This window comes from Nocardia sp. NPDC058633 (assembly GCF_042717045.1).
Taxonomy (GTDB): domain Bacteria; phylum Actinomycetota; class Actinomycetes; order Mycobacteriales; family Mycobacteriaceae; genus Nocardia.
On sequence record NZ_JBHXRA010000002.1, the window covers coordinates 71,110 to 89,370 of the forward strand.

The window sequence follows — 18,261 nt, forward strand, 5'->3', positions numbered from 1 at the left end:
CTAGCTCACCTCTCGATTCATCCTGCGCAGAGCTGGTCGCCGAGTGGGAGCCAGTTGGGACCACCTGGCGGCGAGTTCGGCCACGGTGGCAGCCTCGAACATCACCCGGATCGGTACTTCGACGCCGAGCACCGACCGGATCCTGCTGGTCAGTCGAGTCGCCAGCAGCGAATGCCCGCCGAGGGCGAAGAAGCTGTCGTCGATGCCGACTCGGCCCACGCCCAATATCTCGGCGAACAGTTCGGCCAGGGTCTGTTCATGGTCGGAGCGTGGGGCCCGATACTTGCCGGCCGACACCCATTCCGGGGCGGGCAGCGCCGCGCGATCGAGCTTGCCGTTGGTGGTCAGCGGCACCGAGTCGATCACCATCACCACCGCGGGCACCATGTAATCGGGCAATCGCTCGGCGACGAACGCGCGGACTCCGGCAGGAAGCAACGTGTCCTGCGGGTTGTTGGCGTACTCGCCCGGCTCGCCCACGGCGGCCGACGGCAGGTACACATCGGTCAGTGCTCGCCCCTGCGCGGAGGTGGCTTCGAGGAAGACCGCCTCCATCCGGCCGGGCTCGGCCGACCAGGTGACCGCGGTCCGGTATCCGAGTTCCTGGCCCAGCGCGTGCAGGTCTTCGGGCAACAGCCCGTCACCCTGCCGGTCGGCAGCGTCGAGGGTTGCTTCGAAACCGGCGCCGAGCAAGACGGTCCGCTCACCGGCCGACACCGGACACCCGGCCCGGATCCGGTCCGCCACCGCGATCTGACCGATGAGTCCGACGTGCGGGATCCCGGTGACGCGAACACCACCGGGATGTCCGTCGCGCAGCAGCGTGTCGAGTGAATCCCGGTCGCAGAACGCGACTCTCGGGGTCTCGGCGACCGAGAGCGGCTCCTCGGCGGGCTTTCGCAGGACGACGTCGTAGCGGTATCGGGTCAGCTCGTTGACCGAGAAGCCACGCTTGAGCTCGATATCGACAGCGCCGATTCCCAGCTCGCGACCCAGCGCGAGGAAGTACTCCGGTGCCAGCAGGAGTTCCTTCTCCGCAGCGATGTCGCGGCGGACCCGGTCCTCGACCACCGCGGGGTCGTCGCCACCCTCACGGGTGACCTGCACGGCGGTGGTGAACTGCTCCAGCAATGCCAGGTTACGTACGTCGCCGATGAACACCGCGCCGCCGGGAGCGAGCAGTCGCAAAATCTGCTCGATCACTCGCCGCAGATAGCGTTCGCCCGGGAAGTACTGGGCCACCGAGTTCACCACCACGGTGTCGAAATAGTTCTCCGGCAGCCCCGCCACCTCGTCTGCCGCGCGGACGCTGAGCGACACTCGACCAGCGAACTCCGCGTCGAGTGCGTCCAGTTGCTGTTGCAGCGTGCTGATGGTCGCGGCCGAGAAGTCCGTCGCCCAGTACTCGGCGCAGTCCGGCGCCAACTGCGACAACAGCAGCCCCGAGCCCACCCCGATCTCGAGCACCCGATCCGGCCGCAGGGCGCGAATCCGGTCGACGGTGGCCGAGCGCCATTCCCGCATCTGCTCCAACGGAATCGCCGCCCCCGTGTAGCTACTGTTCCAGCCGCCGAAATCGGCGCCGAAACCCGTAGTCGCGCGCTCGAGGTTCGCGCCGTCGGCGGCATAGACGTCGTCGTATACCTGGCGCCACTGCCCCACCAGTTCGTCCTCGCCGATGACCGGGCCCGCCCGGTCGGCGACCACGTATCCGACCAGCTGGGTTCCGCCGACGTCGCCGCCGTGCGCCACCACCACAGCGCGAGACACCGCCGGATGTTGCGCGAGAACAGTTTCGACCTCGCCCGGTTCGACGCGGAACCCGCGAATCTTCACCTGATCATCGACCCGGCCCGCGAACTCCAGCACGCCGTCGGCCTTCCAGCGCACGACGTCGCCGGTGCGATACAGCCGCCCACCACCGTCCGGGTCGAACGGATCGGCGACGAACCGCGACGAGGTCAGCCCCGCGCGTCCCTGGTATCCGCGCGCCAATTGTGTTCCCGCCACGTACAACTCGCCTGCCACGCCGACAGGCACCGGCGCCAACCACGAATCCAGCACGAACACGCGGGTATTCGTCACCGGAACACCGATCGGCACGGCGCCGTCGTCCTCGCCGCCCGCGTGGTAGTCGGTCACACACGCTGTCGTTTCGGTGGGCCCGTAACCGTTGATCACCTGGACGTCGGGGTATTCGGCGTGCAGCCGGTGTACGAGAGCCGCGGTCAGCTCGGCGCCACCGGCGATGATCTCGCGCAGACTCCGCAAGGGGTTGTCGAGCTGGGGTTCGTCGTGATCGAGCAGCGCCGAGAGCATGGGCGGTGTCGAGAACATCTTGGTCACCGACCGGGATCGCACCAGGTGGGTGATCTCGGCCAGGTCCGAGCGCGGCTCGGCGGTGAGCACCACCGTCGCACCGCCGGTCAGGGTGGGCCAGATCTCATAGGTGGAGGCATCGAAGGCGATCGAGGTGTGCACCAGCACGCGATCGGCCGGGTTGATCGCCCATGCCTGAGCGACCAGGTTCACCACGTTGCGGTGGGTGACGCCGACGCCCTTCGGCACACCGGTGGAACCGGACGTGTAGATCACGTACGCCAGATTCTGTGGTGCGGCACCGACGACCCGGCCGACGTCGTCGGGCACAACAGCCGTGTCCGAGCAGAGGAGGTGCTCTGCCCGGTGCGGCAGCACGTTCGCGGTAGCCGAATCGGTGACCACGACCACCGGTGCGGCGTCGGCGAGGACAAAGGCCAGCCGGTCCGAGGGGTAGGCCGGGTCGATCGGCAGATACCCGCCGCCTGCCTTCAGCACGCCGAGCAGGACGACGATCAGTTCCGCGGTCCGGGGCAACGCCACCGCGACGATGCTGTCGGGCCCCACCCCGCGCGAGACCAGGGAATGGGCGAGCCGGTCGGCCCGAAGGTCGAGCTCGGCGTAGGTCAGTTCGGTATCACCGCAGACGACCGCGAGCGCATTCGGCGTTCGTCGGGCCTGTGCCTGGAACAGGTCGACGACAGTGGTGTCGACGATGTTGTGGGCGGTGTCGTTCCACCGCCGCAGTACCCGCTCGCGCTCCTCGGCATCGAGCACATCGATCGAACCCACCGGGCTGTCCGGAGCCGAGGCGATCTGGCGCAGAATCCGAACGAACCGCGCCGCCATCGACTCCACGGTGGACCGATCGAACAACTCCGTCGCGTACTCGACGTAGGCGTCCCACCCGGCGCCGGCCGGCGCGTCGGCGATATTGAAGAACAGGTCGAACCGCGCCGCCGCGATGGACGCGTTGTAGGACTCGAACCGCACGCCGGACAGTTCCATGGCGGGCAGCGTGTTGTTCTGGCATGCCAGCGACACCTGGAACAGCGGGTGGTGCGCTGCCGAACGAGCGGGGTTGAGCAATTCGACGAGCAGTTCGAACGGCACGTCCTGGTTCTCGTACCCGGCCAACGCCTTCGCCCTGACCTGGGCGAGGACTTCGGTGAACGAGGCTGCCGGCGCGACCGCGGCACGCAACACCCAGGTGTTGACGAAGAAGCCGACCAGATCCGACAGGGCGTCGTCGGTGCGGCCCGCGATCGGCGAACCGATCGGAATATCCTGCCCGGCACCGAGTTTGAACAACAACACCGCCAGGGCCGACTGCAACACCATCGACACCGTCGCGCCCTCGCGACTCGCCAATCGCTCGACGGCGGCACGGGTCTCGGGATCTATCCCGAACAGCGCCATGTCGCCGCGATAACTCGCCACGCGTGGGCGCGGCCGATCCATCGGCAATCGCAACTGCTCGGGCAGCCCGTCGAGTTCGGTCCGCCAGTACTCGAACTGGCGAGACAGCACACTGTTCGGATCGGTGGCCGAACCCAGCAATTCCTGCTGCCACAACGCGTAGTCCACGTACTGCACCGGCAGCGGCGGCCACTGCGGTGCGCGGTATTCCAGCCGGGCCGCGTACGCCTTCGCCAGGTCTCGCAACAACGGTGTCATCGACCAGCCGTCACCGGCGATGTGGTGGATCAAGAACACCAGCACGCAGTCGTCGACGCCGTGGCGGAACACGTTGGCGCGGATAGGCAGTTCCGAGGACAGATCGAATCCGTACCGCATCGCCGCGGCCAACTGGCCGTGATCGACGACTGTGGTGTGCATATCGGTCACCGTGACCGGAACGTCGATATCGGTGGCGGCGAGCACCCGCTGGGCCGGGACACCGTCGGTTTCCTCGAATACCGTCCGCAGGCTTTCGTGCCTGGCGATCACGTCGCCGACCGCCGCGGTGAACGCCGAGGCGTCGAACGCGCCGGTCAGTCTGACCGTCAACGGCATGTTGTAGGTCGCCGACGGGCCTTCCAGCCGGTGGATGAACCACAACCGCCGCTGCGCGAACGACAGCGGAACCACATCGGGGCGTGCCCGCGCGGACAGTGCCGGGCGTACCTGGGCACCGGGGTCGAGCCGGGTCGCCAGTTGCGCCACCGTCGGGGCGTCGAAGACGGTCCGGATCGGCACCTCGACGCCGAGGACCGCCCGAATACGGCTGGTCAGGCGGGTGGCCAGCAGGGAGTGGCCGCCCAGTGCGAAGAAGTCGTCGTCGGCGCCGACCCGGTCGAGGCCGAGGACTTCGGCGAACAGATCGGCCAGGGCCCGCTCGCGCTCGGTGTCGGGCGCGCGGTACTGCCTGGTAGCGGCGAACTCCGGATCGGGGAGCGCGCCGCGATCGAGTTTGCCGCCCGCGGTCAGCGGCATCGAATCGAGCACCGTCACCGTCGCGGGCACCATGAACTCCGGCAACCGTTCGGCCGCCCAGCGACGCACATCGGCGGCCAGCAGACCCGCTCGCGGGTTGTTCGCGTATCCGGTGGGAGAGCCCTTGGTGGCCGGTGGGAGGTACACGTCCGTCAGTGGACGGCCCCGCGTCGCTTCGGGTTCGACGAACACGGCATCCATCAGGCCAGGCTCGGCGGACCAGGTCACGGCCGTCGTGTAGCCGTGTTGCCTGCCGAGCTCGTACAGATCCTCCGGCAGCAGGCCCGGCCCTGTGCTGGTATCGAGCAGCCCTTCGGAACCGACGTCGAGGGTGTCGACGCCGGGCAGGCCCGCCTGGATTCGCCGTGTCACTTCGATCTCGTCCGTCAGCCCGGCGTGCGGAATGCCGGTGACACGGATGCCGTCGGAATGGCGAGTGGACAAGAGTGTGCTCAACCAATCCTGATCGCGGAAGTTGACATTCGGCGCGGTGGCGACCGAGAAGGGGTGCGCCGCGGACTTGCGCAGGACGATGTCATACCGGTAGCGCGTCAACTCGTTCACCGAGAGTCCGCGCTTGAGGCGAATATCCACGGCATTGAATCCGCCTGCCACACCGCACAATCCGGAGAAGTACTCCGGCGCCAGCAACAACTCCTGCTCAGCGGCGATGTCGCGCCGAACCCGATCACCCACCGCGACCGGATCGTCCCCTCCATTGCGCCTGACCTGTACCGCCGTGGCGAACTCCGTCAGCAACGCGAAATTTCGCACATCGCCGACGAACACCGCACCACCTGGAGCCAACAACCCCGACGCCCGCTCCAGAACCGTCCGCAGGTAACTCTCACTCGGGAAGTACTGAACGACCGAGTTCAACACCACGGTGTCGAAATAGCCGCTCGGCAGCCCCTCGATGTCGTCGGCCGCCTGCGCGCGCAACACCACGCGGTCGACCCAGTCGGTGTCGAGCTCCCCCAACTGTTCACGCAACGCCGAAATCGTGGCCCCGGACAAGTCTGTGGCCCAATACTCCTCGCACTCCGGCGCCACCTGCGACATCAACAACCCCGACCCCACACCGATCTCGAGCACCCGGCCGAGATCCAACTCACGAATCCGATCGACCGTCACCGACCGCCATTCCCGCATCTGTTCCAACGGAATCGGCGCACCGGTGTAACTGCTGTTCCAGCCACCGAAATCCGAACCGAACTCGGGTGCGGGCTCGACGTCGGACCGGGCGCTGTCGTCGTTGCCGATGTCGGTTCCGGAGTAGAGGTCGTCGTATATCCGACGCCACTGGCCGACCAACTCGTCCTCCCCCACGGCGGGCCCGGACCGGTCGGCGACGACGTACCCGGCCAGTTGCTTGCCGCCGGTATCGGTGTCACGCGCGACCACCACTGCCCGGGAGACCGAAGGATGCTGTGCCAGTACGGTTTCGACCTCGCCTGGTTCGACTCGGAAGCCACGGATCTTGATCTGGTCATCGCTGCGGCCGGCGAACTCCAACTGGCCGCCGGCATTCCAGCGCACCACATCGCCGGTCCGGTACAGCCGACCACCGAGCGGGTCGAACGGGTCGGCGACGAATCTCGTCGAGGTCAGCCCGGCCCGCCCGTGGTAGCCGCGGGCCAGCTGCGCACCGGCCACGTACAGCTCACCGGCCACCCCGACAGGGACCGGTGCCAGCCATGAATCCAGTACGTACACCCGGGTATTGGCGACCGGCACGCCGATCGGCACTGTCGCGCCCGCTTCGTCCGCATCGCTGGGAACGGCGAAGCTCGTCACGTCGACCGTCGCCTCGGTCGGACCGTACAGATTCTCGATCCGGGCGTCGGCGAACCCGGATTTCATCGCGCGCACCAGTCCCGAGGTGAGCGTGTCAGCACCGGTGTTCACCTGCCGAACGCTCCGAAACGGGTTGTCCGGCAGGGTTTGCGCGTATTCGAGCAAGGCCGAGAGCAACGGCGGTGTCGCGAACATCGCCGTCACCGATCGGGTCTGGACCAAGCGCGCGATCTCGACCGGATCCGAACGCTGCTCACCGGCGATCACCACACCGGCGCCACCACACAGCGCGGGCCAGATCTCGTAGGTGGAGGCGTCGAAGGCGACCGACGAATGCACGAGCACGCGGTCACCCGGGTTCACCGGCCATGCCTGGGCAACCATATTCACCACGTTGCGGTGGGTGATCGCCACGCCTTTCGGCACACCGGTGGAACCGGATGTGTAGATCACATAGGCCAGATTCTGTGGTGACACCACGACATCGCAGCGCGGCTGCGCCTCGTCGGGATCGGTGTCATCGAGATGGACGTGCGGCACCCCGGTGGGCGGCAACTCCCGCGCAGTGGCCGGGTCGGTCACGACGACGACCGCCGCGGCGTCGGCCAGGATGAACGCCAGCCGGTCCGACGGATAGGCCGGATCGATCGGCAGATACCCGCCACCGGCCTTCAACACACCGAGCAGTGCCACGATGAGCTCCGCGGATCGAGGCAACGCGATGGCGACGAGGGTGTCGGGCGCCACCCCCTGCGAAACCAGCGAGCGCGCCAACCGAGCTGCACGAGAGTCCAATTCGCGGTAGGTGAGCTCGGTGTCGGCGCAGACCACCGCGACCGCATCCGGGGTTCGACCGACCTGTGCCTGGAACAGGCCGACCAGGGTGGTGTCGGGGACAGCGACGGTGGTGGCGTTCCAGCCATCGAGCACCAGCGCGCGTTCGCGCCCGTCGAGGGCGTCGATCGCCCCGATCGCAACACTCGGATCCGCGACCATCTGCCGCAGCAACCGCACCCATCGGGTCGCCATCGTCTCGACAGTGGACCGATCGAACAACTCCGTCGCGTACTCGACGAATCCGTCCCACCCGGCACCGGCGGGCGCGTCGGCGATATTGAAGAACAGATCGAATCGTGAGGCCGCCAGCGACGCGGGGTAGGGCTCGACATCGACCCCGGACAGCCGCAGGTCGGGCAGCGTGTTGTTCTGAAAGGCCAAGGACACCTGGAACAGTGGGTGGTGGGCCGCCGAGCGGGTGGGGTTGAGCAACTCGACGAGCAACTCGAACGGAACGTCCTGATTCTCGTAGGCGGCCAAGGCTTTCGTCCGTACCCGGTCCAGGATCTCGGTGAACGATGCCGCCGGTTCCACGTGTGTGCGCAGTACCCAGGTGTTGACGAAGAAGCCGACCAGGTCGGTCAGGGCGTCGTCGGTGCGACCTGCGATCGGGGCGCCGATCGGAATATCTTCCCCCGCACCGAGTTTGAACAACAGCACCGCCAAGGCCGACTGCAAGACCATCGACACTGTCGCGCCGGTACCGGCGGCCAGCCGCTGCACCACGAGACGTGTCTCGGCGTCGATCTCGAACGGCACCGTGTCGCCGCGGTAGCTCGCCGCCCGTGGCCGTGGCCGATCCATCGGCAACCGCAACTGCTCGGGCAGACCGTCGAGTTCGGTGCGCCAGTATTCGAACTGATGAGCCAACACGCTGTCGGGATCGGTCGCCGATCCGAGGAAATCCCGCTGCCACAGCGTGTAGTCCACATACTGCACCGGCAGCGGCGCCCAGGCGGGCGCCCGGTCCCGCAGGCGTGCCGTGTACGCCGCCGACAGATCGCGCAACAACGGTGTCAGCGACCAACCGTCACCGGCGATGTGGTGGATCAGCAGGACCAGCACCGACTCGTCGGTGCTGTGCCGAAAAACGCTGGCGCGGATGGGAATCTCGTCGGACAGGTCGAATCCGTACCGCGCGGCGGCGGTCACCGCCGCGTCCAGGTCGGCGCAATCCTGCGTTTCCGCGAACGGCACCTCGACGCTGTCGGCATCGAGCACCCGTTGCGATGGCATGCCGTCGACGTCGACGAAGACGGTGCGCAGGCTCTCGTGCCGGGTGACGACATCACCGATCGCGGCGCGCAACGCCGACGAATCCAGTCCACGCAGCCGGACCGCGAGGGCCATGTTGTAGGTGGCCGACGGCCCTTCGAGCCGGTGGATGAACCACAGCCGCCGCTGGGCGAACGACAACGGAACCACCTCGGGACGCTGCCTGGCCGACAGCATCGGACGCACCCGAACGCCGGTATCGAGCCGCGTCGCCAATCGGGCCACGGTCGGTGCGTCGAACACTGTCCTGATCGGGACCTCGACCCCCATGACGGCCCGGATCCGGCTGGCCAGTCGGGTCGCCAGCAGCGAATGACCGCCCAATTCGAAGAAGTTGTCGTCCAGGCCGATTCGCTCGCGTCGCAGTACTTCGCCGAACAACTCGGCCAGTGCTCGCTCGCACTCGGTGCCCGGCGCCCGATACCCCGCCGAGGACACCAGTTCCGGTTCCGGCAAGGCCGCGCGATCCAGTTTCCCGTTCGCGGTCAACGGCACCGTCTCGATGACCGTCACCACCGTAGGCACCATGAACTCCGGCAATCGATCGGCGGCGAAGCGGCGCACTTCCTCGCCGGTGAGAAGGGCTGGTCCGTTGTCGCCGACAGAGTCGGCCGGTTCGGCGACCACGTAGCCGATCAATTGTTTACCGTCGGTGTCGGTATCACGTGCGATCACGACCGCCTGGGACACCGAGGGATGCTGCGCGAGCGCGCTTGCCACCTCCCCCGGCTCGACCCGGAATCCTCGGATCTTGACCTGGTTATCGGCTCGCCCGACGAATTCCAGCACACCCGCCGCGGTCCAGCGCACCACGTCTCCGGTTCGATACAGCCGGCCACCACCCGCCGGGTCGAACGGATCGGCCACGAATCGCTCCGCGGTGGGCGCGGGGCGGCCGTGATAGCCGCGCGTGACCTGGTCACCGGCCACATACAACTCGCCGGGGACTCCCACGGGCACCGGCGTCAACCATGAATCGAGCACGTAGGCAGCCATATTCGCCAAGGGAGACCCGATCGGCACCGAGGTTCGGCCGGTCGCGCGCCCGTCGGCCGTGAACATCGTGGCGAAGACGGTGGTCTCGGTCGGTCCATAACCATTGGCGACCACGACATCGCCGACGTGGCTCTTCAGGCGACCGACCAAGCCAGAGGGAAGTTCCGCGCCGCCGACGATCACGTGCGTCAGGCTCTGAAAAGAGTTCTCTGGCAGCGATGCCGCGTAGTCGAGCACTGCCGAGAGCAGGGCCGGTGTCGCGAACATCTTGGTCACCGCGTGTTCGGCGATGAGTTCGGCGATCTCGGCCGGGTCCGAGCGCTGCTCACCGGCGATGACCAGGGTGCCACCGCTGATCAGCGCGGGCCAGATCTCGTAGGTCGAGGCATCGAACGCGATCGAGGAATGCACGAGGACTCGCTCGCCGGGACCGGCAGACCACCGCTGCGACGCGAGATTGGCGACGTTACGGTGGGTGACTGCAACGCCTTTGGGCACACCGGTCGAGCCGGACGTGTACATCAGATAGGCCAGTTCGGCTGGACGCACCGTGGTGGACCGGTGGCGCGCAGCCACCTCGTCGATCGCGAGTGTGTCGAGGAGCAAGGGCGGCGTCGCGGTGCGGGGCAGGACCGGTGCGGTGGCGGCATCGGTCAGGACGACGGCGGGGGCGGCGTCGGCGAGGATGAACGCCAGCCGATCCGAGGGATAGGCCGGATCGATCGGCAGATACGCGCCGCCCGCTTTCGACACCGCGAGCAATGCCACGATCAGGTCCACGGACCGGGGCAGCGCGACAGCGGCGACGACACCGTGGCCGACGCCCTGTCCGATCAGTAGCTGGGCGAGGCGATCAGCACGGTCGTCGAGCTCCCGATACGTCAGCTGCCTGTCCGCGCGGACAACGGCCACCGCGTCCGGAGATGCAGCGACCTGCGCCCGGAACAACTCGACGACGGTGGAGTGCTCACCGAGCGGCACGGCGGTGCCGTTGCGCCTGTGCAACAACAATTCTCGTTCGTCGGGGTCGAGAACGTCGATGGACCCCACCAGGATGTCCGGGGCGAACGCGACCTGGCGCAGTATCCGTACCAACCTCGCCGCCAACGCCTCGACCGTGGACCGATCGAACAGTTCGGTGGCGTATTCGATGAAGCCGTCCCAGCCGGTCGGGCCGTCGCCGATATCGAAGGTCAGGTCGAATCGCGACGTGGTGGTGGACGGCGTGCGGGATTCGACCTCGACGCCGGGGAGGGCCAGCGCGGGCAGCGGGTCGTCCTGCAAGGTCAGCAGGACTTGGAACAGTGGATGATGGGCCGCCGAACGGGCGGGGTTGAGCAACTCCACCAGCAACTCGAAGGGTGCGTCCTGATTCTCGTACCCCGCCAGCGCTTTCGCCCTCACCTGGGTGAGAATCTCGGCGAACGAGGCTCCCGGAACGACCGAGGCCCGCAAAACCAAGGTATTGACGAAGAAGCCGACGAGTTCGGTCAGCGCGTCGTCGGTACGGCCGGCAACGGGTGTCCCGATCGGGATGTCTTCGCCGGCACCGACTTTGAACAACAGCACGGCCAAAGCCGACTGCAACACCATCGAGACCGTCGCGCCCGACTCAGCGGCCAAGCGCTGTACCGCGCTACGGATCTCGTCGTCGATCTCGAAGACGACCATGTCGCCGCGATAGCTCGCCACCCGCGGACGCGGCTTGTCGATCGGCAATCGCAACTGCTCGGGCAGGCCGTCGAGTTCCGCACGCCAATATTCGAACTGTTGCGCCAGTAGGCTTTTCGGATCATCTGGCGCACCGAGCAACTCCTGCTGCCACAACGCGTAATCCACGTACTGCACCGGCAACGGCGACCACCCCGGCGCGCGATCCTCGAGGCGCGCGGCATAAGCCGCCGACAAGTCCCGCAACAGCGTGGTCGCCGACCAGCCGTCCCCGGCGATGTGATGGATCAACAGCACCAGCGTCCAGTCCTGCGCACCACACCGGAAGACACTGGCCCGGATGGGCAGCTGCGCGGACAGGTCGAACGGGTATCGCGCCGCCTCGGCGACGGCCGCCGCCACCTCGGCGGGATCGATGTCGATGACGGTTGTCGGCACCTCGACGCTGTCGATATCCATTACCTGCTGGGCAGGGACGCCGTCGGTTTCGACATATACCGTGCGCAAACTCTCGTGCCTGGCAACCACATCGCCGATCGCGGCGGCGAAGGCAGCCGCGTCGAAGGCGCCGGTCAGCCGTGCCACCAGCGGGACGTTGTAGGTGGCGGAAGGCCCCTCCAGTCGGTGGATGAACCACAATCGCCGCTGCGCGAACGACAACGGAACGACCTCGGGACGCTGCCTGGCCGACAGCATCGGGCGCACCCGGACACCGGTATCGAGCCGGGCCGCCAACCGCGCCACAGTCGGCGCGTCGAACACCGTCCGGATCGGGACCTCGATCCCCAGGACCGCCCGAATCCGGCTGATCAGATGAGTCGCGGACAACGAGTGTCCGCCCAGTTCGAAGAAGCTGTCGTCCGCCCCGACCCGGTCACGGCCGAGTACTTCGCCGAACAGCCCGGCCAACACCGGTTCCCGGTCGCCGCGCGGCGCACGGTACCGCGACGACGACACCATCGACGGATCCGGCAGCGCGGCACGATCGAGCTTCCCGTTCGCGGTCAACGGCACCGAGTCGATCACGGTCACCACCGCGGGCACCATGAACTCCGGCAGCCGTTCGGCCGCGAACCGACGCACCTCCCGGCCGAGCGCGACCGCGCCGTCGGCGCCGCGGTCGGTCACCACATACCCGAGCAACTGCTTGCCGCCGTCGATGTCTCGCGCGACCACCACCGCTCGTGACACCGCGGGATGTCGAGCGAGCACGGTGGCGACCTCGCCGGGCTCGACCCGGAAACCACGAAGCTTGATCTGGTCATCGGCACGACCGACGAACTCGAGCACGCCTTTCGCGGTCCAGCGCACGACATCGCCGGTGCGATACAACCGACCGCCTCCGGACGCGTCGAACGGGTCCGCGACGAACCGCGCCGCGGTCAGTCCCGCTCGGTTTCGATAGCCGCGGGCGAGCTGCGCACCGGCGACATACAACTCACCCGCGGTGCCCACCGGGACCGGCGCCAATCCCGAATCCAGCACGAACACCCGCATATTGCCCAATGGCGTCCCGATCGGACTGCCGCCCCGAGTGTCTTGTGCCGCAACCAGTTCCAGTTTCGTCACGTGCACAGTGGTCTCGGTGATCCCGTACATATTGACCAGCGTCGGCCCCTCGCCGCCGTCGGCGGAATACCAACTCCGCAAGTGGGCGGGATCGAGAGCTTCGCCGCCGAACACCACCGTGCGCAGCGCGGAATCGGCGTTGCCGCCGACCGCGCGAGCTTCGGCCAGCGCGTGAAAGGCCGACGGCGTCTGATTGAGGATCGTCACCCCCGCGTCGATCACCAGTTCCCACAGTTGTGCCGGGGTACGCACCACGTCCCACGGCACGACCACCACCCGGCCACCGTGCAGGAGTGCGCCCCAGATCTCCCACACCGAGAAGTCGAATGCCGCGGAGTGACACCACGCCCAGACATCATCGGCGCCGAACTCGCACCACTGCGCGGTACTCAGGAACAGCGACGCGACGTTGCCCTGGGTGACGGCGACGCCCTTGGGTATTCCGGTGGATCCGGAGGTGTAGATCAGGTACGCGAGGTTGTCGGGCCGTGGCGTCACGGTGCGGGCGGGACCGGTCGGGGTCGCCTCCGCTTCCTCGAGCAGGATCCGCGGAACACCACTGTCCGGCAGCGTTCTCGATGTGGCGCAGTCGGTGAGGACCGCGACCGGTGCGGCGTCGCCGAGGACGAACGCCAGCCGCTCCGGCGGATACGTCGGGTCGATCGGCAGAAACGCGCCACCGGCCTTCACCACGGCCACGATCGCCACGATCAGCTCCACCGACCTCGGCAGGGCTACCGCCACGACACTGTCCGGGCGCACACCGTGCGAAATCAGCGTTCGCGCGACCTGTTCAGCTCGGCGGTCGAGCTCGTGATACGACACTTCCACCCCACCGGACACCACCGCCACCGACTCCGGCACCTGGAACACCCGGTCTTCGAACAAGCCGAGCAGGGTGGCCTCCGGTTCGACCGCGACTGCTGTGTCGTTCCACATCCCGAGCACCCTGGCGCGCTCCGCACCGAGCAGGTCCACCGCCCCGATCGGGGCTGCCGGGTCGGCTACCGCCTGCTCGAGGTAGCGAGCGATCGATGCCAGATAGCCGTGCAGATCATCCTCGGTGTAGAGCTGCGCGTCCCCCTCCAACCGCAGGTAGCCACCCCGAGAAGCCTGTCGTTCGTAATAGAACACGATCGACAGATCGCCGCTGCTGCCTGCCGAGAAGAGCTGGAGATCGGCGGCACCGCCCACCATCCGCAATGCACCGAAGAACGACATGATGTTGACGACCGGACCGAGAGCGACAGCCTGAGCGTCGGACAACTTCAGATCTCGGCGGATGTTCGACATCCCGTAGCGCAGATGATCTTTGGCGCTGGAAACGCTGTCCCGGATCCGCTCGGCGAGCTCTCCCAGCGAGAGGCTTCGGCTCGAATTCACCAGCAGCGGCACAGTATCCGAGAGCTGACACGGAGTTCGCCGGGCAATCGCCATCTGATTGGACACCGGCATCTGCACGCAGAATTCGTCTCGCGCCGAATGCCGGGCAATAGCGGCTGCCGCCACCGACATCAACAGATACGGCAGCCGGACACCGATCGATTCCGCGGCGCCCAACAAGTCCTCCAGTTCCGCACCGGAGACACTGCGTGTGCAACCGACTCGCCCTGGCTTCGCACCGTTCTCGGCATTGCCCGGAAGTCGCAGCGGGTCGATCTCGGCCGGGATCTGTCGGCTCCAGTACGCACGATCGACCGACTGCTGGTCGCGACGGTAGGACCGGTCACTGTCGAGGACATCGTCGATGCTCACGAATCCGGCTGGTGCGACGGGGGTCTCGCACACCGAGGCGCAGTAGACATCGAGCACTCGCTGCGCCCAGGTGGCTACGCCGACGCCGTCCATGATGATGTGGTGGAAGCACATCGACAGCAAGTACTGTTCGGCACCGATTTTGAGCAATGCCACTCTCAGCAACGGGTCGAGCTCCAGATCGAAACCCCGCTCACGTTCTCGGGACATGAATTCGAGCGCGGCTGATTCAGGATCGTCTCGGTCGGTGAGGTCGAGAGATGTCGGCGCCCAATCACCGATTTCACGCTGAACCTGCATCGGCCCATCGGCATCGTGGACGAAATTCACTGCGAGCGATTCCGATTCGGCGAACACTCGATGGAGCGCGTCGACAAATCGGCCGAGTTCCAACTCGGCACGGATGTCGACATAAACGATGCAGTTGTTGGGAGTGTCGGAGAGTTCGTGGGCCAGCCACAGTTCTTTCTGAATCGAAGTGAGATTGCGCAGCAATGAATTCTTACCGGGTCGCATGGCAGTTTCCCCTCGCTTATCACCTTGGCTGAGCGATACTGATCGTCGGCCGGCCGATCACGTACGTAGAGCAGGACTCATACGACGGTGGTGGTCTCCGTCCCACACACCGACGGTAAGCAGTGCTGTACACCAAAACTGTTGCGTTGCTTGAGAACCCAGCGGCAGCAGCTCGGATGGCACGGCGGCACGCACTCGCTCGAACCATCCGGGATCCGGTGGATCACGTCGCGGCCACAGGCGGCGACGTCGGGACGAAAAGCCTCGGCCGACACACCCATCGACCGGGTTTCCAAAATGGACACTTGATCACTACTGGCCGAACTGTTGAAAATTGGACAGTCGATCGACCGGCTCTGAAGCCGAAGCCCCGGAATCATGTCGCAGCTCACCCGATCAGTATGTCTCAGTTCGCGCAAATCTCGATGTACTACCGCCTAATTCGCCGGACGAAGTGGTAACTATTCAGCGTCCCGGCGATTACATGACACGTAAATTTCGGCCATACCGAATGGCCGGTTCGCTCACTCTCGCCCAGGCCGTGAAATCGTATCGGCCGACCGGCCCATCGGGCGGCGCACCCTTGTGGAGATGAAACCGGACGGTAACGATCAGAACACCCTCGACCCCTTCCACCACGGCATCCGAGCGCTATCGATATGTCAGCAACTGTGCGGCAGCGGCCCCGATTACCTCGTACACCGCCTCGTGGCACGACCGGAACATCGACTCCGGCCGCGGCACCCACGCCACCGCATCGGCGCTTCGGCGACGGCGTCGCGAGTACCGCGGTGCCGGCGCGGCACACCTCACCGCGCATGGACTCAGCGTAGGCGCGCGGAGATGACGGTGGCGATGTCGATGGTCTTGGCGCACACGTCCCAGTCGACGCCGGTAGCGATCCCCGGCGCGGCGGTCCCGAGGTAGAACGAGCCACCGGAGGGCACCGCTACGCGCACACTGCAGCTGCCGTTTCGGCCATCGGGACGAACCTCGGGTTTCAACACCGCGCGCTGCCCCGTGATCGTGATTTGCTGTTCGGACGGATTCGTCACCCTGCGCTGCGCGAGATCGGTGAGGTCGCTTTCGGCCGGTTCGAATCGGATGTTGAAACTCCCCGACAGCGACGTCTGGATCGAGAACCACGAACACGCGGGCAAATCCTGCGGGGGTGTGTCGGCTCTAGCGGCGGGGTCGAGCACGAAACGCGCGAGATCCTCGCTGTCCAGCACGCTGCACGGATGGTAGGTGAGATCGGCCAAGGTCCACGGCTGCGGTGCCAACGCGGGAGCTTGCGAGGTCGGTGTACTCGCCGTCGTCACTGCCGCCGGCTCCGAGCCGACACCGATGCCACACCCGGCTGTCGCTACGACAACCATCCCCACCGCCGACCATCCCAGCCACCACGGGCGGGCACAGGAACCTATCGCCATCAGACATCCCTCCCACCACAATGAAACCAGAGCTCGCTCCTTGGCGCACAGATCGCCTCTCCGACACCGTTTCCGGTGCGGCAGCAACGATCCCGAAGCAGCCGAATGCCCGAATCGCGCTGCCTGCCGACAGCGCGCGCACCACGACCGCAGCACGTCCGGGACGGACGGCTACCTGAGTCGCTGCACGTTGTCCCGGAAGTGCTGGTTGTTGTCGCCCATCATGTTGCCGGCCGGGTTGTACTGGGCGACGACGTATTGCCCACCTCGTCCGCCGGTGTTGCAGGCGACCCCGACCCCGAGCTTCGTGCTGGCCTTCCAGACCACCTGTGTGAAATGCCCGGTCTGCAGAGAGAACCCGGTCGGTGTGTCGAAGTTGTAGTCCTTGATCTCGTCGTACCAGGCTTTCGTCGCCGAGTATCCGGTGTGCCTACCGCCCCACATAGCAGCGATGTTCTCACCGTTGCCCGAGCCCTTCGAATGCGCGAAATTCTGTGTGTTGGCCAGATTCTCGGCCCACTTCTGGGCCGAAGCCGACACCGCCGGATCGAGCACCATCTTCGGCGAGCCGTGTTTTGCCCGGTACGTGTTGTGGGCGTTGAGCATATCTTGGGCGAACGACGCCCCGCCGCAGGTGGAGTCCACTCCGGCGGTGGCCTCACCCGCCCCGCCGAGCGCGGCGGCCATCAGCACAGCCACACCAGCCGACAAAAACCGTCCACAACGCATACCGATCTCCCGGGTGAGTAGGCGAGACGAGCAGGAAGCCAACGATTCAGCAGAAGACCACCGGTAAATCCGGCAAAAGCGCTCAGATGTTCGGCGATCACCCTACCGTGGCTGCTGGCGGAACCGCCGACGAAACACCGCCCCGATGAAGCCCGGACCGGACACCCGCGGATAACCCTCACCCTCGAACCCGCAGGTCTGCGGCTCCGCACACATCGTCGACGCCGTTAGGTAGCGGGCTGGCAGCAGCGACCCGAACCTGGCAGCGGCAACCGCCCGACCCGATGCCAGTGGATCAACCCGGCCACCCTCGCACCACATCCTCCGGAAAGGGACCACGATGAACACCGACGCACATTCGCTGACTGCCAGAGACATCGAGTTCCTCGGCCGCCCCCTCTACGGGTTTCTGACCGTGGCCGCCGGGCCGACACCGCCCCAACCCCGGCCGGTGTGGTTCGAGGTCACTACCGAGCCCACGATCCAACTGTTCACCCACCCGGATTCGGTGAAGGTCTCGCGATTGCGGAGCGACCCTCGCGCCTCGATCGTCGTCGCCGCCCCCGTGGGTGAACGCGAGCGCTGGGTTTCCGTCGCCGGCCACACCACCGTCTCACCCGACGGAGCCCACGATCTGCTCTCCCGCCTGGCCGCTCGCTACTGGGACCTCGACGACGACGGCCGAGCCGACGACCTCACCGCGATGCTGGCCGAGGACTGGGTGCGCATCACCATCGAGCCGGAGAAGGTCAGCCGGTACATGATGTGACGGCCATTTTCCCGCCACTCACAAGAGCGCCGGCGCAGTTGGGTGCGCCTGGTTGATCGGAGATCGTCGACTGCGGTGGCACCGACCGGTTCGGGGTTCCGAACCACCGACGAAGATGTTGTGGCGGTTGGTAGTGCAGCGCTGCTACGACGAGAAGAC

General features: G+C 66.5%; 4 protein-coding genes. 1 reads left to right on the top strand and 3 read right to left on the bottom strand.

Annotated features, from left to right (window positions below):
• The 3 genes from ACFWUR_RS02480 to ACFWUR_RS02490 all read right to left on the bottom strand — a co-directional run bounded on the left by ACFWUR_RS02480 (position 1) and on the right by ACFWUR_RS02490 (position 17,303).
• The gene (locus ACFWUR_RS02480) at positions 1 to 15,171 is read right to left on the bottom strand and encodes an amino acid adenylation domain-containing protein (protein WP_378900715.1); all 15,171 of its coding nucleotides are present in this window, start codon (positions 15,169 to 15,171) and stop codon (positions 1 to 3) included.
• A gap of 824 nt (positions 15,172 to 15,995) precedes the next feature.
• A complete protein-coding gene (locus ACFWUR_RS02485) occupies positions 15,996 to 16,604 on the bottom strand; it encodes a DUF3558 family protein (protein WP_378900718.1) in 609 nt (202 codons plus the stop codon).
• 171 nt (positions 16,605 to 16,775) lie between these two features.
• Positions 16,776 to 17,303 carry a CAP family protein gene (locus ACFWUR_RS02490; protein WP_378900721.1) on the bottom strand — a complete coding sequence of 176 codons (528 nt, stop codon included), beginning with the start codon at positions 17,301 to 17,303 and terminating at the stop codon, positions 16,776 to 16,778.
• A 370-nt stretch (positions 17,304 to 17,673) separates the two neighbouring features.
• Here ACFWUR_RS02490 and ACFWUR_RS02495 point away from each other — a divergent pair, with 370 nt between their 5' ends.
• Positions 17,674 to 18,102: a pyridoxamine 5'-phosphate oxidase family protein gene (locus ACFWUR_RS02495; RefSeq protein ID WP_378900724.1), complete on the top strand. Its 429-nt coding sequence runs from the start codon at positions 17,674 to 17,676 to the stop codon at positions 18,100 to 18,102.
• Positions 18,103 to 18,261 lie beyond the last annotated feature (159 nt).

Coding starts and splice junctions, on each gene's coding strand:
- ACFWUR_RS02480 (WP_378900715.1), bottom strand. CDS start 15,171: ATGCGACCCGGTAAGAATTCATTGCTGCGCAATCTCACTTCGATTCAG.
- ACFWUR_RS02485 (WP_378900718.1), bottom strand. CDS start 16,604: ATGGCGATAGGTTCCTGTGCCCGCCCGTGGTGGCTGGGATGGTCGGCG.
- ACFWUR_RS02495 (WP_378900724.1), top strand. CDS start 17,674: ATGAACACCGACGCACATTCGCTGACTGCCAGAGACATCGAGTTCCTC.